Annotated in this window: 23 protein-coding genes and 2 tRNA genes; 17 read left to right on the top strand and 8 right to left on the bottom strand. The window is 69.9% G+C overall.

Annotated features, from left to right (window positions below; translation table 11 throughout):
• Nucleotides 1-187 precede the first annotated feature (187 nt).
• Entirely contained in the window at nt 188-421 is a 234-nt protein-coding gene (locus AB0395_RS21130) for a helix-turn-helix transcriptional regulator (RefSeq protein ID WP_366282880.1), read from the bottom strand.
• Between the two features lie 356 nt (nt 422-777).
• Nucleotides 778-1,017, bottom strand: coding sequence for a hypothetical protein (locus tag AB0395_RS21125; protein WP_366282878.1), 240 nt, complete (start codon nt 1,015-1,017; stop codon nt 778-780).
• Between the two features lie 386 nt (nt 1,018-1,403).
• Here AB0395_RS21125 and AB0395_RS21120 point away from each other — a divergent pair, with 386 nt between their 5' ends.
• From AB0395_RS21120 to AB0395_RS21105, 4 genes are all read left to right on the top strand, one after another.
• A complete protein-coding gene (locus AB0395_RS21120) occupies nt 1,404-1,730 on the top strand; it encodes a hypothetical protein (RefSeq protein ID WP_366282877.1) in 327 nt (108 codons plus the stop codon).
• A gap of 256 nt (nt 1,731-1,986) precedes the next feature.
• A complete protein-coding gene (locus AB0395_RS21115; protein ID WP_366282875.1) occupies nt 1,987-2,931 on the top strand; it encodes a ribose-phosphate pyrophosphokinase in 945 nt (314 codons plus the stop codon).
• A gap of 529 nt (nt 2,932-3,460) precedes the next feature.
• Nucleotides 3,461-4,045 carry a YceI family protein gene (locus AB0395_RS21110; RefSeq protein WP_366282873.1) on the top strand — a complete coding sequence of 195 codons (585 nt, stop codon included), beginning with the start codon at nt 3,461-3,463 and terminating at the stop codon, nt 4,043-4,045.
• 206 nt (nt 4,046-4,251) lie between these two features.
• Entirely contained in the window at nt 4,252-5,007 is a 756-nt protein-coding gene (locus tag AB0395_RS21105) for a hypothetical protein (protein WP_366282871.1), read from the top strand.
• A 30-nt stretch (nt 5,008-5,037) separates the two neighbouring features.
• Here the strand turns inward: AB0395_RS21105 and AB0395_RS21100 are convergent, their stop codons facing one another.
• Nucleotides 5,038-5,367 carry a hypothetical protein gene (locus AB0395_RS21100; RefSeq protein ID WP_366282870.1) on the bottom strand — a complete coding sequence of 110 codons (330 nt, stop codon included), beginning with the start codon at nt 5,365-5,367 and terminating at the stop codon, nt 5,038-5,040.
• Between the two features lie 38 nt (nt 5,368-5,405).
• Here AB0395_RS21100 and AB0395_RS21095 point away from each other — a divergent pair, with 38 nt between their 5' ends.
• Nucleotides 5,406-8,837, top strand: coding sequence for a BTAD domain-containing putative transcriptional regulator (locus AB0395_RS21095; protein WP_366282869.1), 3,432 nt, complete (start codon nt 5,406-5,408; stop codon nt 8,835-8,837).
• A gap of 85 nt (nt 8,838-8,922) precedes the next feature.
• On the opposite strand, the gene AB0395_RS21090 is transcribed toward AB0395_RS21095, so the two are convergent.
• The 3 genes from AB0395_RS21090 to AB0395_RS21080 all read right to left on the bottom strand — a co-directional run bounded on the left by AB0395_RS21090 (nt 8,923) and on the right by AB0395_RS21080 (nt 12,010).
• Nucleotides 8,923-9,564: a hemerythrin domain-containing protein gene (locus AB0395_RS21090; protein ID WP_366282867.1), complete on the bottom strand. Its 642-nt coding sequence runs from the start codon at nt 9,562-9,564 to the stop codon at nt 8,923-8,925.
• Nucleotides 9,565-9,743: 179 nt separating this feature from the next.
• Nucleotides 9,744-10,394 (bottom strand): fasciclin domain-containing protein, encoded by a 651-nt coding sequence (locus AB0395_RS21085; protein WP_366282865.1) that lies wholly within the window; start codon nt 10,392-10,394, stop codon nt 9,744-9,746.
• Nucleotides 10,395-10,486: 92 nt separating this feature from the next.
• Complete coding sequence (locus tag AB0395_RS21080) at nt 10,487-12,010, bottom strand: molybdopterin-dependent oxidoreductase (RefSeq protein ID WP_366282863.1); 1,524 nt, start codon at nt 12,008-12,010, stop codon at nt 10,487-10,489.
• 356 nt (nt 12,011-12,366) lie between these two features.
• On the opposite strand from AB0395_RS21080, the gene AB0395_RS21075 reads away from it, so the two are divergent.
• From AB0395_RS21075 to AB0395_RS21055, 5 genes are all read left to right on the top strand, one after another.
• Nucleotides 12,367-12,439 (top strand) — tRNA-Thr (locus AB0395_RS21075).
• 200 nt (nt 12,440-12,639) lie between these two features.
• Nucleotides 12,640-12,713: transfer RNA gene (locus AB0395_RS21070), tRNA-Met, on the top strand.
• Nucleotides 12,714-12,786: 73 nt separating this feature from the next.
• Complete coding sequence (gene rpmG / locus AB0395_RS21065) at nt 12,787-12,951, top strand: 50S ribosomal protein L33 (protein ID WP_036325591.1); 165 nt, start codon at nt 12,787-12,789, stop codon at nt 12,949-12,951.
• Between the two features lie 260 nt (nt 12,952-13,211).
• On the top strand, nt 13,212-13,658 hold the full coding sequence (locus AB0395_RS21060) for a MaoC family dehydratase N-terminal domain-containing protein (protein WP_366282893.1): 447 nt from the start codon (nt 13,212-13,214) through the stop codon (nt 13,656-13,658).
• 1 nt (nt 13,659) lies between these two features.
• Nucleotides 13,660-14,088: a MaoC family dehydratase gene (locus tag AB0395_RS21055; RefSeq protein WP_366282861.1), complete on the top strand. Its 429-nt coding sequence runs from the start codon at nt 13,660-13,662 to the stop codon at nt 14,086-14,088.
• A gap of 139 nt (nt 14,089-14,227) precedes the next feature.
• Here the strand turns inward: AB0395_RS21055 and AB0395_RS21050 are convergent, their stop codons facing one another.
• Nucleotides 14,228-14,905, bottom strand: a complete 678-nt coding sequence (locus AB0395_RS21050) for a helix-turn-helix domain-containing protein (RefSeq protein ID WP_366282859.1) — start codon at nt 14,903-14,905, stop codon at nt 14,228-14,230.
• 237 nt (nt 14,906-15,142) lie between these two features.
• Here AB0395_RS21050 and AB0395_RS21045 point away from each other — a divergent pair, with 237 nt between their 5' ends.
• The 5 genes from AB0395_RS21045 (at nt 15,143) to AB0395_RS21025 (ending at nt 20,097) form a co-directional block, all read left to right on the top strand.
• Nucleotides 15,143-15,514: a DoxX family protein gene (locus AB0395_RS21045; protein ID WP_366282857.1), complete on the top strand. Its 372-nt coding sequence runs from the start codon at nt 15,143-15,145 to the stop codon at nt 15,512-15,514.
• A gap of 292 nt (nt 15,515-15,806) precedes the next feature.
• Nucleotides 15,807-16,616, top strand: coding sequence for a serine protease (locus AB0395_RS21040; RefSeq protein ID WP_366282855.1), 810 nt, complete (start codon nt 15,807-15,809; stop codon nt 16,614-16,616).
• Nucleotides 16,617-16,782: 166 nt separating this feature from the next.
• Nucleotides 16,783-18,057, top strand: coding sequence for a hypothetical protein (locus AB0395_RS21035; RefSeq protein ID WP_366282854.1), 1,275 nt, complete (start codon nt 16,783-16,785; stop codon nt 18,055-18,057).
• A 37-nt stretch (nt 18,058-18,094) separates the two neighbouring features.
• Nucleotides 18,095-19,144, top strand: coding sequence for a UDP-N-acetylmuramate dehydrogenase (locus tag AB0395_RS21030; protein ID WP_366282853.1), 1,050 nt, complete (start codon nt 18,095-18,097; stop codon nt 19,142-19,144).
• 383 nt (nt 19,145-19,527) lie between these two features.
• The gene (locus tag AB0395_RS21025; RefSeq protein WP_366282852.1) at nt 19,528-20,097 is read left to right on the top strand and encodes a TMEM165/GDT1 family protein; all 570 of its coding nucleotides are present in this window, start codon (nt 19,528-19,530) and stop codon (nt 20,095-20,097) included.
• 9 nt (nt 20,098-20,106) lie between these two features.
• Here AB0395_RS21025 and AB0395_RS21020 read toward each other — a convergent pair whose 3' ends face one another.
• Nucleotides 20,107-21,000, bottom strand: coding sequence for a LysR family transcriptional regulator (locus AB0395_RS21020; protein WP_366282851.1), 894 nt, complete (start codon nt 20,998-21,000; stop codon nt 20,107-20,109).
• A gap of 108 nt (nt 21,001-21,108) precedes the next feature.
• On the opposite strand from AB0395_RS21020, the gene AB0395_RS21015 reads away from it, so the two are divergent.
• Together AB0395_RS21015 and AB0395_RS21010 are read left to right on the top strand one after the other, a co-directional pair.
• On the top strand, nt 21,109-21,618 hold the full coding sequence (locus AB0395_RS21015) for a cupin domain-containing protein (protein ID WP_366282850.1): 510 nt from the start codon (nt 21,109-21,111) through the stop codon (nt 21,616-21,618).
• A gap of 14 nt (nt 21,619-21,632) precedes the next feature.
• Entirely contained in the window at nt 21,633-23,003 is a 1,371-nt protein-coding gene (locus AB0395_RS21010; RefSeq protein WP_366282848.1) for an MFS transporter, read from the top strand.
• Nucleotides 23,004-23,040 lie beyond the last annotated feature (37 nt).

The following is a 23,040-nucleotide window of genomic DNA, read 5'->3' as shown; positions in this document are numbered from 1 at the left end:
GTCTGGACGATCATTAGTACGCAAAGCGGAACACACCTTGCCCTCGTCCTCGGGCGGTGTGGGCGCCGGGCGGCCGGAGGCGAGCAGATGTGTCCCTTGGGCCAAGGTACGGGCACGGGCCGACACTTTCCGGCTGGCAGGTCCGCCGGGATTCGTCTGATGGAGTAACAGCGCGTGCGTCATCTCGCTAGGAGCGGGGTGCGAAGGACAGCAGGTCACCGGGCTGGCAGCCGAGGACCTCACAGATCCTGATCAGCGTGGAGAACCGGATCGCCCTGGCGCGGTTGTTCTTGAGGATCGACAGGTTCACGGTGGTGATGCCGACCTTGTCGGCAAGTTCGACCAGCGTCATGCCGCGCTCTTCGAGTAGCCGGACCAGGTGCACCCCGATGGCATGCTCCGGGTTTTCGACAGGGGACATCAGAGGGGTTCCTTTCGATGCCAAGACCGGAGTCGTCCTCGCCGAGCCGGAGCGTTGTCTCGTGGAACTCGGCTCCCTTCTCCATGGGATAGGGGCGTCGTCGGTGGCACTCGCTCTGTCCACGGCCTTCCAGCGCCGGGGATCGTCGGTGACGTCGCCTTTCACGTCGAGGATGTTCGGTGGTGGAGCGCACACCAGGCTTCGGGTGCCGAGAAAACCGTAGGCGTTCGCTTCTTTCACACGGGCCATCTGGTCAAGGCGATCCGCGGCCTGCGGCACCACGAGGCGAGATGAAAAACGTTCAGCACGGCATTGACGTCGGTTGCCGCTCCGCGCCGGGTGGATCGACGTGGAGTTCACTTCTTGTGGCGTACCCAGGAACCAATTACTCCCGTCCCCAGGAAAATGCCCGTCACCGCGATCAGCTGCCAGCGGAACTCGATCTCCAGTGCCGACCGGGCATTTTTGAGCTGCAGTCTCACCAACGGATCACTGATGCCTTGTAACTGTTCGTTGGCCAGTGACGGATAGATCGCACGCGGCACCAGGGCCAAACCGATGGTGATTCCCGTAGCCAACAGCAGCAGTGCGATCACGTAGCCCAAGGATCTCCCGTAGGTGTTCAAGAGGCGGCCCATTTCTGCGGAGTGGTCAATGTGGAGTCAATATTTCATATCACTCGATCGGCTGGCGATTCCTGCTCGATGTCCGGCCGTCTGGGGCAGGGGGCCGTCCGGCGTGGTGTCCGTTCTCCTTGTCCTTGGTCCGCTCCAGATGAGCATGCGGGTGCCTGCTTCGTTCCTTTATGTGTCGGCCAGGGGGCCCGGATTCCGGGAATCGGGGTGACCGCGGACGTTGAGGTGGTGTACCGACGGCCTCCGCCGCCGTCGGGAACCTTTATCCGAAGGGCTTCGACCCGGGTGACTGTCGGCCTCCCGAGAACTGGAAGGCCGCCTGCAAAGGCGCCTATCTGAATTTGGCCGTGGGGTTGCTCGCCACCTGGAACGCGATCAGGAACCTGCTCGAGCGGACGGGAAACTCCGACTTTCACGTCATGACGATCAAAGTCGGCTACGAACAGCTCGTTGATTCCCCGCGAAAAGAGGCTCTGCGGGCCTGCCGACAGGCGGACCCGGTGATTGGTGCCCGGTTCGACCGTGGTGTGGACGCCGCCAAGAGGGCCGTGGCCATCGTCTGCCGGGGGGCGGAGCCCTCGTCGTGCCAGGGAACGGACCTGTCTCGGGCCGAGCGGGCCACGCTGCGAGAGAGCGCGCGGCTCTTGCCGGCCGCGGTCCCGGCGAAGCATTGAGAGCGAAGCGCCAAGAACAACGAAGCGGGGGCGGGGGGCGGAGACGGAAACGGGGCCGAGGCGTGTGCTCAGGAGGCCGGGCGTGTGCTCAGGGGTGCCGTGCCGCCTGGCGGCGGGGCTCGTGCCGTACGGCCGGCGAGTCCGTGGGCGGGGAGAGGTCCCAGTCCCCTACCAGCGGTGAGTCCGATTTGTGGGCACATGTAACATGCGGCTCGTCTGACTGATTCAGCACCAGTCCACGAGCAAGGAGCGCCTTGTGCGAGACATCACCGTGTTCAGCGGAAGTGCCCATCCCGAGCTGGCAGCCGAGATCTGCTCTCATCTGGGGACCCCGCTGCATCCGGTCCGAGTCAAGCGTTTCGCCAACGACTGCCTGGAAGTGCAGCTGCAGGCCAACTGCAGGGAACGGGACGTGTTCCTCATCCAGCCCCTCGTCCCTCCCGTCCAGGAGAATCTGGTTGAGCTACTCCTGATGCTGGACGCCGCCAGAGGGGCTTCGGCGGCCAGGACGACCGTGGTGATGCCCCACTATTCCTATGCCCGGTCGGACAAGAAAGACGCCCCGCGCATCTCGATCGGAGCGCGTCTGGTCGCCGATCTCCTGGTGGCGGCCGGGGCCAGCCGGGTGCTCGCCATGACCCTGCACTCACCCCAGGTACACGGTTTCTTCAGCGTCCCGGTCGACCACCTGCACGCTCTGCGCGAGCTGGCCGCGCACTTCCGGCAGTACGACCTTTCCAACACCGTCGTCGTCTCCCCTGACCTGGGCAACGCCAAGGACGCCGCGGCCTTCGCGCGTCTCCTGGGGACCGAGGTCGCGATGGGGGCCAAGCAGCGGTTCAGCGATGACCGCGTCGTCATCGGCTCGGTGATCGGCGACGTCGTCGGCAAGGACGTCATCATTCTGGATGACGAGATCGCCAAGGGGACGACGGTCATCGAGCTGCTCGACCGTCTTCGCGAGCGCGGGGTCAGGTCGGTACGGATCGCCTGCACCCATGGCGTCTTCGCCCATGGAGCCGTCGACCGTCTCAGTGAGCAGCCCGACGTCGAGGAGATCGTCTGCACCAACACCGTTCCCCTCCCCGAGGTCAAGCCTGACTCCAAGCTTCGCGTCCTGTCGATCGCCCCCGCGCTCGCCGAGGCCATGCGCCGCATTCACGACGGTGAGTCGGTCAGCGCCCTGTTCGACGCCTCCTGACCCACCTCGCGAAAGATCCCCTTCCAGCGTCGGCCGCCCCACCTCGGGATCGAGGCCGGTCGGCCGCCTTGGCCATGTCCTGGGCGTGAATCGCCGGTTTCGTGATGTGCCGGCCGATCGCCCACGTGGCGGGGATCTCCCCGAACAGCACGGGGCCGGGCACGGGTGGGCGGAGTGAAAGGAACGGCGTGGCCCCGACATTCTCGTCGGGATTTCCGGAGAATATCGGCGGCGGCACCTTGTTCTGTGTTTTTCGGCCGTGCCGTAACGGCTGGGGTGACGCCCGCCCCTCGTCGGCTCTGAGCCAGGGCGTTCCGGGAGGTTGTCGGTCCTCGGGTGCGCGGTGGACAGGTCGTGGGCCCGGGTGGGGCGGGTTTTCGCGCGTTTACGGTTATCTTCAGGTCACCGAGTAATGTAAAAGTGCGTTCTTGCGTAGCTCTCTCCGCGGTCTCAGGATGGAGAAGCCCCTTCTTTGGGGCCATGTCATAAATGACATCCGCTTGCTTGTAAAATCCAAGGAGAGACGATAATGACGCAGGCCGTCGAAATCCCGGGTTACGTCGCGGGAACATGGAACATCGACCCGGTCCATTCCGAGGTCGGCTTCACGGTTCGACATCTGATGATCAGCAAGGTGCGCGGGCGTTTCACCGCGTTCGAGGGGCAGATTGTCACCGGGGTCGATCCGCTCGACTCCAGCGTCACCGCGGTGATCGACCTGACCTCGGTCGACACCGGCAACGCGCAGAGAGACGCACACCTCCGCTCCACCGACTTCCTCGAAGTCGACAAGCACCCGACCATGACCTATCGCGCCGACACGGTTCGATGGGACGGTGACGCCTTCGTGCTGGACGGCGAGCTCACACTCAAGGGGGTCACTCGCCGGGTTCCGCTGAATGTCGAGGTCAACGGCTTCGGCCCCGACCCCTTCGCGCCGGACCCCCTCGCCGGGGCCCGTGTCGGCTTCACGGCGACAGGGGAGATCGACCGTACGGATTTCGGCGTCACCTTCAACAGCCCCATCCCGGGGGGAGAAGGTCTGGCGCTGGGGGAGAGGGTGCAGATCGTCCTCGAGGTCCAGGCCGCTCTCCAGAACGGGGCCACTTCCTGAGGGCCGTGGATTCAGCTTTCCCATCCATAACTCATCCGTAAATATCTCGGCATGGATGTTTTTTCCGCTATATCGGGCAAGGTGTTTTTTCTATGTCCGATATCGGACAGCTGATCGGCGGATGTGAGATTCGCCTGGTCGAGGGCCTTTTCAGATGCGATAGTCGCGGCAGGTCCGAGGTCGGAAGCGGGTTTCACATGCATGATGTGACGCAGATCGTAGGGCAGGTCCGGGAAGAGCTCTCCGAGGAGTTTCGCGAGCGCGTGCGTGCCCGGCTCCGTGCCCAGCCTCTCGACTGGCTGGTCGAGCAGTTGCTGACGTTGCTCCTGCCGGGGAACGCGGTCGCGGAGTCCGGGCCGCGGCGACCGTCCGTCCCGTCGGGAGTGATCGAGAAAACCGAGGAGGGCGGGACTGCCAGGAGGGCCCGCCTGCGAGAGCTGGGCCTGGACGAGGACTCCCTGTCTCGTTATGTCGAGAGATATCGGTCTCTGAACCGTTCTGTTCTTGAGGCCGGTGGATATCTCATCGACCCGCCGCGCAAAGGTGACGCGCTCATCCCGGGAAAGTGCCGGTCGGCACGGGGGGAGGCGTTGCTGCGTGAGGTCAGGGACGTGCTGTACGGCCTGCTGTTCGGCGGCGAGGAGGAAGGGGTGCTGCTCGGGCGGACCGGACGGGAACTGCTCACCCTGACCGTTCCCCGCGCCAAGGCTCACACCGTTGCGTTCCTGCTTCGCGCGGCCACCGAGACCGGCGCCGAGGGCACCTGCCAAGATCTCCGAGGGGACACCGGCGACGGGACGGCAGGCACGGTCTTCCAGATCGAGTACGGCGAGGTCCAGGGAGATCTCGTCGGCAGCGCGCTCTCCGCGTCCCTCAAGCTGCTCAACAACCTGGAGATCAACGAGCGGGTTCTCCACGGCCGGAGGGAGAACGCCGAAGAGGGCGTCCGTGCCGACGGATGAGACGAGACGGGCCTGTCCTGGAGGGCTCCCTCAGTCGCCGAGCGCGTCCCACAACGTGCCGAACTCCTCTGCGGTCAGCGGGTGCAGGCCGAAGTCGTCGGGGTAGAGCGGCCCCTCGGCGAGAAAGCCGTGCTCGTCCTCGATGTGGTTCCACGAGTACCGGTGGGCGAGACCGCCCGAACCCAGCTCGGCATGTCTGACAGGCCAGTACTCACCGCCGTCGTCGATGACGGCGTCGAACAGCCACACATGGCCGTCGCCATCCTTTCCGTACCAGTACCAGTGTTTCCTGTCGCTCTCGTCGAGCGCTCGGATCGCTTCCTTGCGCCGGTTCTGCAGCATTGTGCTCCTCTGTGTCATGCGAAAGATGATGAAGGGCACATACGCTGCCCTTTGTTATGTTGCGCGTTCTCGGTCCGCTCCAGGCGGAGATCAGTGGTCGTGCGGTGGACCTGGGGCCGTTCCGGCAGCGGGCCGTGGTGGCCCGGCTGGTCGCCGCGGGCGGCCATGTGGTCTCCACCGATCGTTTCATCGACGACCTCTGGCGGGGGCAGCCCCCGCCCAAGGCGCTGGCCGCGCTCCAGGTGTACGTGTCCAACCTGCGCCGAACGCTCGAACCCGACCGGCCGCCCCGCACTCCGGCCACCGTACTGGTCAGCGCCGCGCCCGGGTACCGCCTCCGGCTGGAGGACGACCAGGTGGACGCCTGGCTGTTTCCTCGTCTGGTGGACTCCGCCGCCACCGCGCTCGCCGCGGGTGACGGTGTGCGGGCGCTCGGCCTGCTGGGTCGGGCGTTCGAGCTGTGGCAGGGGCAGGCCTACGCCGAGTTCGCCGACGAGGAGTGGGCGGAGCCGGAGGCCGCGAGGCTGGAGGAGCTGCGGCTGGTCGCCGTCGAGTATCGCGCCGAGGCCCTGCTCGCCCTCGGCCGCAACGCGGAGGTCGGTCTCGAACAGCACGTCCGCGCCCATCCCCTCAGGGAGAACGCCGTGCGCCTGCTGGCCCTGGCCCTCTACCGGGCGGGACGGCAGGCGGACGCGCTGGCCACGATCAGGATGGCACGTGAGACTCTCGCCGAGGAACTCGGAGTGGATCCCGGGCCTGCGTTGCGTGCGCTGGAGGCCGGAATCCTGGCCCACGCCGACTTCCTGCACGGGCAGGGGCCGGTGGTCTCGGGCCCGGCGGCTCCCGGGCCGGTGACCGCAGAGCCTGTCGTTTCCCGGCCCCAGGCTGGGAGCCGGAGCCTCGAACCGGTCACCGAGCTGATCGGCCGTACGGCGGAGCTGACCATGCTCGACGCCGTCGCCGATGCGGAAGGGCTGCGCACGGTCTGGGTGGGAGGGGAGGCGGGGGCAGGCAAGAGCACGCTCGCCGACATGTTCACCTCGAGGCTGGCGGCCGGGGGATGGCTGACCGCGACGGGGCAGTGCCCAGAGACGGATGGCGGGGCGCCACCCGCCTGGGCATGGAGCGAGGTGCTCCGCGGGCTGGCCGCCGTACGGCCGCCGGACGACGCCGCGGCGGTACGGCTCGCGCCCCTGCTGGCCGACGACGCCCCGGCGACCGGCGGGTTCCAGCTGGCCAGAGCCGTGGAGGACTACCTGGCGCGAACCGTGATGGGAGACACCCGGCTGCTGATCGTGCTGGAGGACGTTCATCGCGCCGACGGCGAGACGCTCAGGCTGCTGCGCCATCTGGCGGTACGGCTCGCCACCTCCAGGATCATGGTGGTGGCCACCTACCGGCCCGCCGAGGCCGCCGAGGATCTCGAGGCGACCTGGGCGGCTCTGGCCGGCAGGGACACCCACCGGCTCGACCTGAACGGGCTCGACGCCGCGGACGTCGCCCGGCTGCTGCGGGAGCGTTCAGGGCGCGACGTCGATCCGGTGACCGCGCGCACGGTGGCGGAGCGCACCGGCGGCAACCCGCTCTTCGTGTGCGAGACGGCCCGGCTGATCACCACGGACGGGACGACGGCGGCCATGGCGCTGCCGCAGGGGGTGCGGGACCTGATCCGGCGCAGGATCGGCAGGCTGCCCGCGACGGCCAGGACCACGTTGCGGGACGCGGCGATCGTCGGCAGGGACGTGGACGCCGAAGTACTGCTCGCGATGGACGGTGCCGATGAGGAGGCGGTGCTTGAGGGGCTGGAGGCGGGGGTCCTGACCGGGCTGCTGACCGAGCCCGCTCCTGGCCGGGTGCGCTTCGCCCACGTCCTGGTTCGCGAGACGCTGTACGAGGACACCCCGGGTATCCGCCGTACCCGGCTGCACGGCAAGGTCTTCGACGCGCTGGAACGGGTCAGGCCGGGAGACGTCGCGGCCCTGGGGCACCACGCGCTCGCCGCCGCCACCGCGGGCACCGCGGAGCGGGCGGTGCCGTACGTGGTGGCGGCGGCGGAGCAGGCGGTGGCCCTGCACGCCTACCGGGAGGCGGGAGTCCTCTACCGGGGAGCGCTCGGTCTCGTGGACGACGATCACCGGCGGTTCGGCCTGCTCTGCCGTCTGGTGGGTGCCGAGGCGCACGAGGGCAACGTGATGGCCGCCAGGGCGAACCGGGCACGGGCGATCGAGGTGGCGCGACGGCTCGGGACGGGGCTTCCCCGGGCGCTGACGGCCTACGACGCGCCGGTGACCTGGTCGATCCAGCCGGACCGGCGGGTGGACGAGGAGTTCGTCGCCGCGATCAGGGAGGCGCTGTCCGACGAGGGGACGCCGCCCGGAGGGGAGGCCTGGACCGAGGGGGAGGTCTGGGCCGAGGGGGAGGTCTGGGCCGAGACCGAGGGGGCTGAGAGCGAGGGGGAGGCCTGGACCGAGGGGGCGCCGGGACGGGAGCGGGCCGTGAGCCGCGACGAGGTCCGCTGCCGGTTGCTGGCCACGCTCACCTTCGAGCTGGAGGGGCATGACGAGGAGGACTGCGAGGCGTTCAGCGCCGAGGCGTTGCGGTTGGCCAGGGGGCTGGGCCGTACCGAGTTGATCTGTCTCGCGCTCAACGCGCGCTACTTCGTCCTGCTGACGCCCCACAGACGCGACGAACTGGAGGCCGTGGGGCGGGAGTTGGTCGAGCTGGGTGAGCGCGCCGGGCTGCCCGGCTACCAGATGCAGGGGCACCACGCCCTCTACATGGTCAGCCTCGGCCGCAACGACCTGGCCGCCGCGCGTCATCACGCGGACCTGGCGCTTGAACACTCGACCAACGGGCAGCTCGGGCTGGCGCTGAGCGTGCTGTCCATGCTGGACACCCTGATCCTGCTGGTCAGGGGCGAGTTCGAGGCGGCCGAGCGAGGTTACTCGGCCGCGGCCGAGCAGATGGCGGTGGCGGGCGGCGCGAACGCCACCGGCATCGGCGTCGTCGGCCGGTTCGTGGTCCGGCTGGCGGGAGGGTTGCCGCAGGACATCGAGGAGCTCACGGCCATCCACGCGTTCATTCCCCAGGACGTCTCGGAAATCCTGGTCAGGGCCCTGATCGCCGAGGGGCGGCACGAGGAGGCCCGGGCGTTCTGGGAGCCGGGCTGGCAGGCCCGTCAGGACTACTACTGGCTGATCCGGCTGGCGCTGCGGGCGGAGAACGCCATAGCCCTGGACGAGCGCGAGGTGGGGGAGCGGTGCTACAGGGAGCTGCTGCCGTGGGACGACGAGCTGGCCGGGCTGTCCTCAGGCTCGGTCACCATCGGTCCTGTGGCGCACATCCTGGGCGACCTCGCCGAGTTCCTCGGCCGCGACGGGACGGCCCACTACGCCAAGGCGGAACGGGTCGCGGAACGGGTCGGCTCCCCGCACTGGGCGCGCAGGGCGGCTCAGGCGCTGGCGGCGTCGTCGGCGCAGGGTGGCTGACCCTCCCGTCCGGGGATCCGCCTACGTCATGCAGGACGAGGCACAGCACGTCGCCGGCTGACCCTCCCGTCCGGGGATCTGCCCCTCAGGCCCCGGCGAGAGGGCCGAAGACGAGCCGCTGGCGGCGCCGGTAGCCGCCGCGGAACAGGGAAAGCATCACCGTCAGCATGGGACCGGCCAGCCTGCGCAGCCGGGCGAGTTCCTCGGGCCCGGCGTACTCCTCCATCCTCGGCAGCTCGACCCGGACGTCGCTTCCCTTGCGGACGGCGTGTTCGACCCTCTTCCAGTCGGCGACGGACACGTACTTCGTGATGATCGGGAAGAGCAGCCGCTCCTCCTCCTCGATGTGTTCGTCAAGCATGTCGGCGAGCCTGGCCAGCGGCGCCACGAGCGGGGAGGCGTCCCCGGTCGAGGCGAACGTCGTCGCCTGGCCGTTGATCTCGGCCAGCAGCGGGTCGAGCGCGGAGTGGTCGTCGCTCAGGTCGCGCAGGTCCACCTCCGCGCCCGCTGACCGTTCGATGACGGGCCAGAGCACCTCGTCCTCCGACATGTGGTGATGGTGGATGGTCGCGCACATCCGCGCGATGAAGGCACTGATGGCTCCAGCGCGGTTCGTGTCGGCGGACTGCCTGCCCTCGGCCAGCTCCGTGGCCAGGACGGAGAGGCGGCGGGCCTCCCCCCTCATGGCTCGGTGCGCGATCTGGAATCCCAGCAGCTCGGGGGTCATGTCAGGTCTCTCCTTCGTGGTGTGTACCGCTACGCGACCACGATGCGACGACCTGTTTAAGGCTTACTTGGCGGCCACTTGGTGCTGCCGTGCCGGGTGGAGGGGCCTCGCGCTGTCCCATCCCTTCCACCCGGCCGGCTCCCGGCCCGTCCCGCCGCTCTCACGGTGAGAGCTCTCGCCTACTTCGGCATGAGCACCGTGTCCACGATGTAGACGGTGGCGTTGCCGGTGGTGACGTTGCCGCAGACGACCTTGGCGTCGTTGACGGTGTAGTCCTCGCCGGAGCCCTTGACGGTCAGGTCGCCGCCCTGCAGCGTCGCGAACGAGGCGGCGCCGAGGTCGGCGGGGCTCTTCCTGCCCGCGACCACGTGGTAGGTCAGGATCTTGGTCAGCGTCGCCTTGTCGGCCAGGACCTTGTCGAGGGTGGTCTTCGGGATCTTGGCGAACGCGTCGTTGGTCGGGGCGAACACCGTGATGTCCTTGGCGGAGTTCAGCGTGTCCACCAGGCCCGCCTTCTTGACGGCCGCGACCAGGGTGGACAGCACCGGGTTGTTGGACGCCGCGGTGGCGACGGGGTCGGTCGCCATGCCCGCGAAGCTGCCCTTGCCCGAGGTCGGTACGGCCGAGCAGGCCGTACCGAACGGGCCGTCGGCCATGGCGGGCCCGGCGGCGTCCTGCGTGGCCGTCCCGGCGGGCGAGGCGGCGGAGGTGGCGGGGGCCGGGGTCGCGGCGCCGTTCGCCGCGGTGCCGTCCGCGTTCGTGCTGTTCCCGCAGGCGGCGGTGAGCGCCAGGGCGGTGAGGGCGGTGGCGGTGAATGCGGTGATCTTCACGTAGCTGCTCCTGTTATCGATGGTTTTGTGGTGTTCGTCTGGTGCGCGACCTGGGCCGCGTTCCGCCCGCCGGTTCCGCGGGGATGAACCGGTCACGTGACGGTGACCGCCACCGAGTGCCAGCCCGTCGCCCCGTCGGGGAACGGCGTCACTCGGGACGACTGCTGGGTATGGCCCGCCGCGTCGGTCGCGCGGACCTCCACGGTGTGGCCGCCCGGTGTGGCCTGCCAGGTCCAGGCCCACTGCCGCCAGGTGTCCGGGCCGGGGACGGCGGCCAGCCGGGCCTCCTGCCACGGGCCGCCGTCCACCCTGACCTCGACACCGGCGACGCCGCGGTGCTGCGCCCAGGCAACCCCGGCGACCGTCACGGCTCCGGCTCGCAGCCGTCCGAAGGGCGCGGGGACGTCGATCCTGGACATGGTCTTGACGGGCGCGTCGACGGCCCAGCCGCGCTCCGTCCAGTAGGCGTGCTCGTCGGCGTAGCGGGTCAGCCTGAGTTCCACCACCCACTTGGTCGCCGACACGTAGCCGTAGAGGCCAGGGACGACGAGACGGGCGGGGAAGCCCCGCTCGGCGGGAAGCGCTCTGCCGTTCATCCCGACGGCCAGCATCGCGTCGCGGCCGTCCATGACGACGTCGACCGGGGTTCCCGCGGTCCAGCCGTCGGCGGAACGGCTCAGCAGCTGGTCGGAGCCCGCGGGGATGCCGGCTTCGCGCAGGAGGGGCGCCAGCGGCGCGCCCAGCCAGCGCGCGTTGCCGACGTACGGGCCGCCGACCTCGTTCGAGACGCAGGTCAGGGTGATGTCGCGCTCGATCAGCCCGCGTCTGAGCACGTCGGCCATGGTCAGCTCGATCGTGCGGGTCCCGTGTACGCGAAGGGTCCAGTCGTCAAGGAGGAGACGGGGCACGACGAGGGCGGTGTCGACCCGGTAGAAGTCGGCGGCGGGGGTGACGAACGGGCCGAGGCCGGGGACGCGCAGATCGGTCCCCGCGGGAAGCGGCGGGGCGGGGGCGGCGGGCGGAGGCAGGAGCAGTGTGCCGGCCGGGGCGCGCGAGGCGAGCAGGCGCCCGGTGGTGATCGCCGCCGCGGCCCCCGTCCCGGTGACCAGGAAGGCCCTTCGCGTGTTGACCGGGATGGCCCTCCTGCCGCGCGTGGGGAGGATCCTCGCGCCGCCGGTCGGTGGTACGGCCGGGACGAGGGCGAGGAGGGTCAGGGCTCCCACGATCGCCGCGACCAGGGACGGGACCGCGTCGACGGGGACGGTCGCAGGCCGGGTCGCCGCGGCCGCGGTTCCGACAAGCCCCAGGCCCGCCACCCCGGTCGCGGCCAGGGCACGGCGGCCCGCTCCGGCGAGAAGGCCGAGAAGGCAGGCGAAGCCGAGGAGGACCAGGACGATCGTGCCGACCAGGACGGCCTTGTCGTGGCTTCCGAACGTGCTGACCGCGAACTCCTTCACGGGAGTGGGGGTCAGGTCGATCACCGTGGCGCCCACGACGGCGACGGGGGAGGCCTGGGGGCGCAGCAGCCCCGCCACCAGCTCCCCGCCGCCGAGCGCGGCCAGCGCCGCCAGGAGCCCCGCTCCCGCCGCCCTGACCCCGCGTCTCCTGTTCGCCACGCACCGTATTCGGAGGCCTGTGAGCCGCGGCTTGGTCCGAGTTTCCGGTACGGCCAGGCGGTCCGCGGCGGGCGGAGCCGTTCCGGCGCGGACCGGCCGTGCGGTTTCGTCCCGGACGGCCCCTCCACCTGCGGGAACGTAGGTGAGGGTGGTGGGCGGCCGTCGCCTTCGCGGGGGAGCGGAACCCGGGGTCGCGTCGCCGTCGCCGCGAAGCCGAGAGGCCCGGTTTGGGCGTCGAACACGGCACGACCGGTGGGGGACGTGTGGTGATCCGGGCGGTCCTCGATTGATTTCGCATCGCGCTCCGGAGCCGTGTATGGTTACACCTGTCCGCAGCGCGAAGGCGAAGCAGACAGGCCCCTTTAGCTCAGTCGGCAGAGCGTCTCCATGGTAAGGAGAAGGTCTACGGTTCGATTCCGTAAAGGGGCTCGACAGCCTCCAAGCCCTGACCTGTCGGTTGGGGCTTTCGGCTTGGGTGGCCCTTGACGGTCACCCGGAGAGTGCTCAAGGTCCCGGCGCGTGGACGGGCATACCGGGGAAACCCGGATGATGGCCCTGACCTGCGCAAGTACGCAGTCAGTCCGCGGGTCGGGTATCCTTGCGGGGGTCGTCAGTTTAGTCGGTCCCAAGGCGGAGTAGCTCAGTCAGGCAGAGCAAACGGCTCATAATCGTTGTGTCGCCGGTTCAAGTCCGGCCTCCGCTACTACCCTCTCGGTCTCCCTCGCGGAGCACCGGCGTGGGTTGTCCCAGTCCCAAACGTAGAAAGGCACTCCCAAGTGGCTGCCACCGACGTTAGGCCGAAGATCACGCTGGCCTGCCAGGAGTGCAAGCACCGCAACTACATCACGCGGAAGAACCGGCGCAACGACCCGGATCGGCTTGAGCTGAAGAAGTACTGCCCCAACTGCAAGACGCACCGGGCGCACCGCGAGACCCGCTAAGTCTCCGCGAAGACTCCCGCCTCAGTCCGGGAGATGGCTGCTTCGGTAGCACTCGCATACTCAACGCAGACCGGCGTCCTCTCTGGAGGGCGCCGGTTTGTCGTATCCGCACAGCTTTCCGGTTCGGGTGTTGACCGTGCTCAACAGCCGTGCGAGGCCCGGACCGGGCTACGGTTTCCTGGTGGCCGTCTGGGAGCACATCCCGGAATCTTGTTCTGTTACTGTCGGCCTCACCAGCTCGATATCCGCAAAGGAGCATGATGGCTCTGAACCGCGATTTCGTCGGGCGGGCGTCCGCGCCCTCTTCGCCCTACGAGGTCAGCCGCGTGAAGATCAGGGAGTTCGCGACGGCGATCGGCGACAACAACCCGATCTACCGGGACAGGGAGGCCGCCCAGGCCGCCGGTCACCCGGACGTGATCGCGCCGCCGACCTTCCCCATCGTGTTCAGCCTGGCGGGCGGATCGATCCTGACCGACCCCGACCTCGGCCTCAACTTCGCCATGGTCGTCCACGGCGAGCAGCGGTTCGAGTACAGCAGGCCGATTCACGTCGGCGACGAGCTGGTCACCGTCTCGACGGTGACCGACATCCGCAGCGTGGGCCGTAACGAGCTCATCACCGTCAGGAGCGACGTCACCACCGTCGAGGGCGAGCCGGTCTGCACGACCTACAACACCATCGTCGAGCGCGGAGGGGCGGGCTGAGATGGCCGCGACGGTCAAGTACGACGATGTCGAGACAGGCCAGGAGATCCCGGCGGCCGACTATCCCGTCCGCCGCGTGAACCTGGTGATGTACGCCGGGGCCTCCGGCGACTTCAACCCCATCCACTGGAACGAGCGCTTCGCCAAGACCGTCGGGCTGCCCGACGTCATCGCGCACGGCATGTTCACCATGGCCCAGGGCGGCCGGTTCGTCACCGACTGGGTGGGCGACCCGGGCGCGGTCGTCGACTACGGCGTGCGGTTCTCCTCCATGGTCGTCGTCCCCGACGACGAGCAGGGGGCGGTCATCACGGTGAGTGGCATCGTCGAGGAGAAGCTCGAGGACAAGCGTGTGGTGGTCGCGCTGACCGCCCGCTCCGGAGACTCCCGGGTGCTCTCCAAGGCCCGCGCGGTGGTCCAGCTCGCCTGAGAGGCGTTCCGCGAGCCGGCGGGTTCGCGACGGTGTTCCACGGATTTCCTCCCGTGACCCGTCGTAACCCGCCATGACCCGCCGGGAATCGCCGTACCCATGACTCCCGTGACCCGCATGACGGTGGCGCGGCCGCGCGTCAGCGTGCCGTGCCCGTCCTGGGCCCGCGCAGGCGCAGAAGCGCCCGATACATCGCGGTCGGGGCCGGTGGGTCGGGCAGCGGCACCGTGACGGGCGGGGTCGCCGGTGCGGCGAAAGCCTGAATGAGATAGGCCAGCAGCCGCTTCCAGGTGCAGGGGGCGGCCTGGTCCGTCGCGGCGATGACACCGGCGTTGGCCATGAGCAGCATGACGACGTCCTCGGGGACGAAGTCCCTGCGTAGCTTGCCCGCGACCTTGGCGCGGCTGATCAGCTCGACCAGACCGTGGTAGGCGCGGTCGCGCTCGGCCTCCAGGGCGCGGGCGGTGGGGAAGGTCATGGTCAGCGCGTTGGCGAAGCCGCGGTCTTCGGCCTGCATGGCGCAGACGTGTTCCAGGTAGCGGCAGAAGCCGTGCCAGGAGTCGGGGTCGGTCAGCGCGGTGGTGACGGCGTCGGCGTGGGCGGTCATCTTGGCCTCGAACACCGCGGCGATGAGGTCCTCCCGGGTGGGGAAGCGCCGGTACAGGGTGGCCACGCCCACGCTCGCCTGGCGGGCGACGTCCTCCATCGGCACGTCCAGGCCGTGCTCGGCGAACATCCGCCGGGCGGTGGCGAGGATGCGCTCGCGGTTGCGTTCGGCGTCGGCGCGTAGGGCGGGCCGGTCGGCGGAAGTGGTCATGTTTCCAGGATATCTAAGCGGAATACATCCTCCACATGTTTTGCTATCCTCCCGGTAAGTGGAGGAATCCCTTCACTAACCCGCCCGTCCCCTGAGGGCATCGCCCGCCAACCCGCTCGTCACCCCCTGGGGCATCGCCGACGTCCGCGACCGTCGTCGTCGGCACGGGTCTCCCTTCTCGCCTGACTCCCCGCCGGGACCGGTGCCCGGCCCCCTCGCTCCGAGAGAGAAACCGACGTGAACGTTTTCCTGTGGGTTCTGCAGATTCTCCTGGCCGCGGCCTTCGGCATGGCCGGAGTCATGAAGGCCACCCAGCCGAAGGACGGGCTCGCCCCCAGGCTGCCGTGGGTCGAGGACTTCTCGCCCGTCCAGGTCCGCCTGATCGGGGTGGTCGAATTGCTCGGCGCGCTCGGCCTGATCCTGCCCGCCCTCACCGGCATCGCCCCGATCCTCACGCCGCTGGCCGCGACCGGCCTGGCGATCATCATGGTGGGGGCCGCCGCCGTCCACGTCCGCCGCAAGGAGTACAGCGGCATCGTGGTCAACCTGGTGCTGCTGGTGCTCACCGCCGTGATCGCCTGGGGCCGCTTCGGTCCCTACGCCTTCTGACACCCGCCACGCTCATCGGCGCCGACCGCGGGAAACGGCCGCCGACCGGTGACGTGAGGAGGCCGCGCGCGACATGGGTGGCTCGCGGCCGACTCCCCCGCGTCCTGGGGAGTGTTCTCGGGGCGCGGGAGCAGCGTCCGGTGGCCGGGATGCTGTTGAGATATCCGCCCTGGTCCGGGGGGGTTACCCCTACCGTGGGTTGACGTGCTGGCGTGATAACCCCGCCAATCTCGGACATATAGCGTGATTACGTCTTAATCCTCCACTTAAGGGGCTAACCCCGTTGTTTGGCATGGAATCGTTCCGTCGCGCTCTGTCACGTTCCGCCATCGTCGCCGTGGCCGGCGTGGCCTGTCTCGCCGCGACGACCGGTAGCGCCGGAGCGATCATCAACGGCAAGGACGCCACGCAGTCCTACTCGTTCATGGCGTCGATCCCGGTGTCGGCGCCGGGCGTGGGTCTCAAGGACGGCGTGTGCGGGGCGGCGTTGATCGCCCCGCAGTGGGTGGTGACCGCGGCTCACTGCCTCAACATGGAGATCGGGTCGATCCCGGCGGGAGAGGTTCGCATCGGCAGCGACCGGCGAAAGTCGGGGGGCACGGTCCGTAAGATCGCACAGGCGGTGATCCACCCTCGTTTCGCCCAGGGTGCGCCCAACAACAACGACATCGCGCTGGTCCGCCTGGACCGTCCCGTCTCCTACAAGCCCATCCGGATCGCCGAGCGGCCGGGACGGCCCGGCACCCCGACCCGGATCATCGGCTTCGGCATCACCGAGTCCAAGCGCAACCCGGCCGACTGGAAGATGTCCCCGCGACTCCAGGAGCTCGACACCCGCAGAGGCGCGAAGTCCGAGTGCGGCCCAGGCTACGCGACCAAGACCCGGCTGTGCACGGTCAGCCGGGTGCCGGACGCCATGGCGTGCAACGGCGACTCCGGCTCGCCGCAGATCCAGCGCGGCAGGAACGACCGATGGGAGCTCATCGGCGTCACCTCGGGTCCCGGCGCCGCGAGCCCGTCCTGCGCGGAAGGTCCCGGCCTCTACACCAACGTGCACGCTTACGCGGACTGGATCGGCACGACGATCCGCAAGTACAGCTGACCTCCTGCCTCTGTTCCTGACATGACGGATCGGGTGCGCCGGCCACGCACCCGATCCCTCCGTAGGCTCGCGCAGTAGCCGAGGACGGAGGCGTCGTACGGTTCGCCTCCACTGTCTCACCGATCGAAGGCGGATTCTTCCCCCTGTCCGTGGGTAGCGTCCTGGAATGAGAGAAGTACCACCTCACGTGACCGCTCTCGCCGAGCGGTGGGCCAGGGCCAGGGCCGATCACGACCACGTCGGAGCGGACGCGCTCCGTGGCGAGATCGAAGCCCAGGGCTGGCTCGTCCGCGACACCGATGAGGGCTTCGATCTCACTCCCAAAGATCTCACTCCCAAACCGTCGTTCCGGGTGTGGGCCACGGTGAGTTCCGTGCCGGAAAGGCAGGAAAGGTCCGAGAGCTCGGAAAGCTCCGGCGACCCCGGACAGGAGGAACGGGACGCACGAGCGGAGGGGCGGGCTTCCGGGACGGTCGCCCCGGGGAAAACCTCTCCCGAGGCGGACCGCGCCGGTAAGGCGGCGGAGCCCGGCGTCCATCCGGGACGGCTCGGAGACCTGGAGTCCGAGCGGGTCGCGGAGACCCAGGCCGCGCCGGAGCAGGCGCCGGAGGGCGCGGAGCTGGTCGGCAGGTCGAGGGAGAAAGAGGGCCGTCCCGAGCGGATGCTCGAGGCCCAGCTCCTGTGGGACGGGAGCCTGTCGGTCTCCCGGCTCGACGAGGAGGTCACCCCGGTCGAGGTCGAGGAGCCCGTCGCGCCGCCGACGGTGACGGTCGCGCTCGTGGTCGACGGCTGGCCCGACGACCTGCGGGAGTGCGTCCGCGCCGTGATCGCCCGCACCGACGCGAAGATCATCGGCCTGGACCTGGGGAACGTCGACGGCGCCGGGGACGTTCTCGAGGAACTGGCCGCCGAGTATCCCCGCAGGGTCGAGGCCTGGCACGTGGCCGAGACCGCACACTGGCGGGGAGGCTCCGCGGGGTGGGGCGAGAGCCGTACGAAGCTGCTCAGGCTCGACCGTTCCGAGGTGCACGTCGTGATGGAGACCTCCACCATCCTGGACGGTGACGCGATCACCCCGCTGGTCAGGGCGCTGGAGGACGACGTCGCCGCGGCCGGGTGGAAGGGCGTGAATCCCGGGGAGGACGGCCACGACTGGCACGAGGCGGGACCGGGCGAGGTCAGGGGGGTGCTCGGTCACCTGTTCGCCGTCAGGCGCGACGCCGCGCTCGCCGCGGGCGGGTTCTCCAGGGACGCGCGCTACTACCGCAACGCCGACCTGGAGTTCTCCCTCTCGCTGCCCGGAATCGTCGTCGCCCTCGGCAGGGACCTGCCGGTCCACCAGGAACGGCACCGCGGCTACCACGACGTCGACCCCGGCTACCGCGACAGGGAGTCCCGCAGGACCTACGACCGCGTGCTCGGGCTGCTCCGCGCCACGTAGGCTGGTCGCCGGATTTCGCACCGGCGTGGGGAAGCGCATGACTGAGCGGGTTGCAGGGGTACGGCTGGCGCCGTACACGACGTTGGGGCTCGGCGGCCCCGCGAAGGCCTTCGTCGAGGCCGGGTCGGCTGAGGAGATCGTCGAGCTGGTCGCGGAGGCGGACAGGGCGGGCGAGCCGGTGCTCGTGCTCGGCGGGGGCAGCAACCTGCTCGTGGCGGACGAGGGGTTCGACGGCCTGGTCGTGCGGGTCGCCTCGCGGGGAGTCGAGGTCGAGGGGGGCGCGGAGGGGGTCAGGGTCACCGCGCAGGCGGGTGAGGACTGGGACACGCTGGCCGCCCTCGCGGTCGCCGAGGGGTGGTCGGGGATCGAGTGTCTGTCCGGGATCCCGGGGCTGGTCGGGTCGACGCCGATCCAGAACGTCGGCGCCTACGGGCAGGACGTCTCGCAGACGATCACCGGGGTGCGGGTCTACGACCGGATGACCGGCGAGGTGCGGGACCTGACCGCGGAGGAGTGCGGCTTCGCCTACCGGCACAGTGCCTTCAAACAGGAGCCCGGCGGGCACGTCGTCCTGGCGGTCACCTACGAGCTGGCCAGGGACGGGATGTCGGGCCCCGTCGCCTACCGGGAGCTGGCCACGACCCTGGGCGTCGAGCTGGGGGAGCGGGTGCCGCTGGCGCGAGCCCGCGAGGCCGTGCTGCGGTTGCGCGCGGGTAAGGGGATGGTGCTCGACCCCGCGGACCCGGACACCCGGAGCGCGGGCTCGTTCTTCACCAACCCGATCCTCAGTGCGGAGCAGGCGGCCGAGCTGGAGCTGCGCGTCCCCGGCTTCCCCCACTGGGACGCGCCCGATGGCTCCGTCAAGGTCCCCGCGGCCTGGCTGATCGAGAACGCCGGTTTCCCGAAGGGCTACCGGCGCGGTCCCGCGCGCATCTCGACCAAGCACACCCTGGCCATGACCAACCCCGAGCTGTCCGCGACGACCGAGGACCTCCTCGACCTGGCCCGTGAGGTGCGGGACGGGGTGCTGGAGAAGTTCGGCGTCGCGCTCGTCAACGAGCCCGTGATGGTCGGCGCCCGCCTCTGATCCATCTGCCCTGTTCGTCCCGCCTGATCCGTCCGGCACGCCCGGCTGTCCGTCTCCATCTCCGTGTCCGTGTCCGTGTCCGTGTCCGTGTCCACGGTGTGTACAGCCGTCGCGCCGAGCCGTGAAGTTTCGCACCGGGGAAACGGGCGGGGAATCAACGGGGGTACTCCGCCTGTTAAAGTCGGGTGGAAACACCCGAAGGGGAGTAGTCCCAATCGCGTGATCGACATACTGGCGCTCCGGCGCCCGGTCGCGCGGGCCTCACACCGAGGCGGACGAGACCTTCGGCCTGGCAGGCACACATGGATGCCGCCGGGCCGAAGTCGTGCCCGAAACTCCCCGGGTGCTCCTTCCGGCCCGGCCGCGCGCGGAAGGGCAGCTCGTTGGAAGCGTTCTGGATCAGTCTCGCTGTGATCTTTGTCGCCGAGCTCGGCGACAAGAGCCAGCTCATGGCGATGACTTTCGCGACCCGGTTCAAGCCGTGGCCGGTCCTGGCCGGGATCACCGCGGCCACCGCGGTCGTTCACCTGGTCAGCGTCGGCCTCGGCAGGCTGGCCGGTGACCTCATCCCCACCACCGCGATCACGATCGTCGCGGGCGTCGCCTTCCTCGGCTTCGCCCTGTGGACGCTGCGCGGGGACGAGCTGACCGACGAGGAGGCGCAGAAGGCCAACCGCACGACCCGCTCCGCGATCGTCGCCGTGACCGTGGCCTTCTTCCTCGCCGAGCTCGGCGACAAGACCATGCTTGCCACGATCACGCTGGCCACGCAGTACGGCTGGTTCGGCACCTGGCTCGGCTCGACGGTCGGCATGGTCGCCGCCGACGCGCTGGCCATCGCGGTCGGCCGGATGCTCGGCAAGCACCTGCCGGAGAAGGTCATCCGGTACGGCGCCGCCGCCGCGTTCGCCGTCTTCGGCGTTCTGCTGCTGCTTGAGCCCCTGCTGACCTGATCGGCCCGGTCACGACGGCTGTCCGTCGTCCCGCGGTCCGGCTCCGAACGAGACGAGCAGGTGCCGCAGGGCGGCGGTGAGCGGCCTGTCGCGGACGGCGAGGAAGGTGACGAGGGCCGGTTCCGCGAGCGGCCGGAAAGCCACGCGGAGCGCGGGCGGCAGTCCCGAGACCTCGTAGAAGACCGTCCAGGAGGGAGCACCCGCCCCGATCTCGGCGAGGGTCTCCTGCAGGCTGGTGAACGGCGGTCCCGGCGGAGGCTCGATTCCGGCCTCGCGGAAGGAGCCGGTGATCAGATCGTGGAAGGGCGGGTTCTTCTCTCGCGAGGTCAGCCGGACGGGCAGGTGCGCGAGCTGTTCCAGACGCAGCACGGGCTCGGCCGCCAGCGGGTGTGACGCGGGCAGCGCGACATACAGGGGATCGGTCCAGACGGGGATCAGCCGCAGGCCGGGAGCGGAGGCCAGGGCGCGTACGAGTGCGGCGTCCAGCTCACCGGAGCGTACGGCCGCCAGCCGGTCGGCCAGCGGGGCGTCCTTGAGCCGGACCTGCAGGCGGGGCGCGAGGGCGGCCAGTTCGGCCAGGGTGCGGTAGAGCCGGTCCCCAGGGCCGTGGATCGCGCCCAGGCGCAGTATGCCGTCCGTGCCCGCCATGATCTCGGCCGCGACCTGCCGGGTGCGGTGTGCCGCGGCGATCACCGCCCTTGCCTCGGGCAGTAGGCGCTCTCCTGCGGCGGACAGATGGACGTGCCGGGTCGAGCGGTCGAAGAGCGGCAGCCCGAGCTCGCGTTCCAGCCTGCGGATCTGCTGGCTCACCGCGGACTGCACGATGTTCAGCCGCTCTGCGGCCCGGCCGAACCCTCCCTCCTCCGCGACGGCGAGGAAGTACTCCAACTGCCGGAGTTCCACAACTCCTCCATTCATCACGATCACAGATATCTGCAGGTGACAACTGCTTCTGGTTCGCGAGGTGTTCCCAGGCTCGAATGGGTCCCAAGCATCTGAGAGGAAGTTCGCATGCCAGGCAGTGATCCAGACACGAGCCGTGCCATGATCGTCCGCGCGGAGGCCGCCGAGACAGTGAAACTGTCGGCGGGCAGTGAGTTCGCCCTGCTGGCCGATGCCAGCGGCACCCAGGGCGCGCTCGGCGCCAACCGGCTCACGCTGGGCAGCGGCGCCGGCGGAGCCGCCCCGCACTTCCACACCCTGTCCTCCGAGGCGTTCTACGTGCTTGACGGGGTCATGGAGTTCCTCCTCGGCGACCGGCTGGCCACGGTTTCCAGGGGAGACCTCGTGGTGGTGCCGCCGAGGACGGCGCACGCGTTCGGGGCCGCCCCCGGTTCGACCGCCGAGGTGCTGGTCGTCCTGACACCCGGCGTCGAGCGGTTCGGCTACTTCCGGCACCTCGGGCGCATCGCCGACGGCCGGGAGGCCGCCGACAGCCTGTCCGCCGTGCAGGAGCACTACGACGTCCACTTCGTGAGCAGCGCGGCCTGGCGGGCCGCACGGCCCTCCGCCGCCCGGTGAAGGAGACACCGTCCATGTCCTCGACTCCAACTGTCGGGCAGCCGCCCGTCGTGGCCGTCGATCCGGCTCCGATCAGTCCGTTCTCGACGGCCGTACGGCTCGGCGCCCTGTTCGGGCCCGCGGTGTTCGGCGTCACCGCGGCGGGTGTCGCGCTGCCCAGCGTCGCGGCCGCGTTGCACGCCGGGCCCGTCGCGGTGGCCTGGGTCCTCACCGCGCACGCTCTCGCACTCGGTATCGGCACCGCGGTCTTCGGGCGGCTGGCCGACTCCTGGGGGGTGCGGACCTCCCTCATCGTCGGCTCGCTGGTGCTGGGAGCCGGGGCCGTGTGCTGTCTGGTCGCCCCGAACCTGGGCGTGCTCATCGCGGGCCGCCTGGTGCTCGCCGGTGGATCGGGCGCGATGACCTCCGGCTGTCTTGCCCTGCTCGCCGCGACCGATCCGGCCAGGCGGGCCAGGGTGCTGGCCACGTACGGCGGTGTCATGGCGTTGTTCGCGGCGGGCGCCACGTTGGCCGGCGGTGTGGCGACGGCCTGGCTGTCGTGGCGGGTGACCCTGGTACTGCCCGCGCTGTCACTGCTGGCCGTGCCGTTCTGCCTGCCCCTGGCCACCAGGCCGGGATCGCACAGGCGGGTGGACGTGGTCGGCGCGGTACTGCTCGCCACGGCGTCCAGTTCGCTGCTGCTCCTCATCCAGTCGCGGGCTCTGGGACTGCCGGGCGCGGTCGTCGCGGCGGTCGCGACGGTGCTGGTGCTGTCCTCGGCGGGCCTGGCCTGGCAGGTCAGGCGCAGGCAGGACGGCTTCGTACCTCGCCCCGTGGTGGGCGACGCGGGGTTCTGGGTCGCGGCGGTCATCGGTGTCGGCGTCTACGGCGGGCTGTTCGCCGCGATGTACGCGGTGCCCCAGATCCTGACCAGGACCTACGGCTGGAGCGTGCTCACGGTCGGCGCGGCGCTGCTGCCCGGCGCGGTGGTCGGCGCCGCGCTGTCCCGGGTGACCGGCGGTCTCGGCCCGCGCACCGGGCGGTTGCTGCTGGCCGGTGCCGCCGCCGTGACGGGCGTCATCATGGTCGTGGCCGGGAGCGTGGGCGGCGGGGCATGGCTCCTCGTCGCGGGCACCTCGCTCGCCCTGGCATCCTTCGCCCTCACCCAGGTGGTGCTCACGGGGGAGATGTCGGCCCGGCTGCCGCTGCCCCTGCGCGGCGCGGGCATGGGACTGCTCAACCTCGCCTTCTTCGTCGGCGGCGGCGTCGGCTCCGCCGTGGCGGGCGCGCTGGCCCCGTCGATGGGCCTGTCTCGGGTGCTCGTCGTGGTGGCGTGCTTCCCGTTGGTCGCCGCGGTGCTCGCGTTGACGCCGGTGCGCGCCCCGAGAGGCGGCCCTGAGCGCTGATCGCTCAGGCGGTCAGGACAAGGTCAGGGGGCAGGCC

Origin of the sequence: Streptosporangium sp. NPDC051023 (genome assembly GCF_040689595.1) — a bacterium.
In the GTDB taxonomy this organism is placed as follows: Bacteria; Actinomycetota; Actinomycetes; order Streptosporangiales; family Streptosporangiaceae; genus Streptosporangium.
Note: the sequence above shows the minus strand (reverse complement) of the source record. Positions and strands in the feature narration are given on the sequence as shown.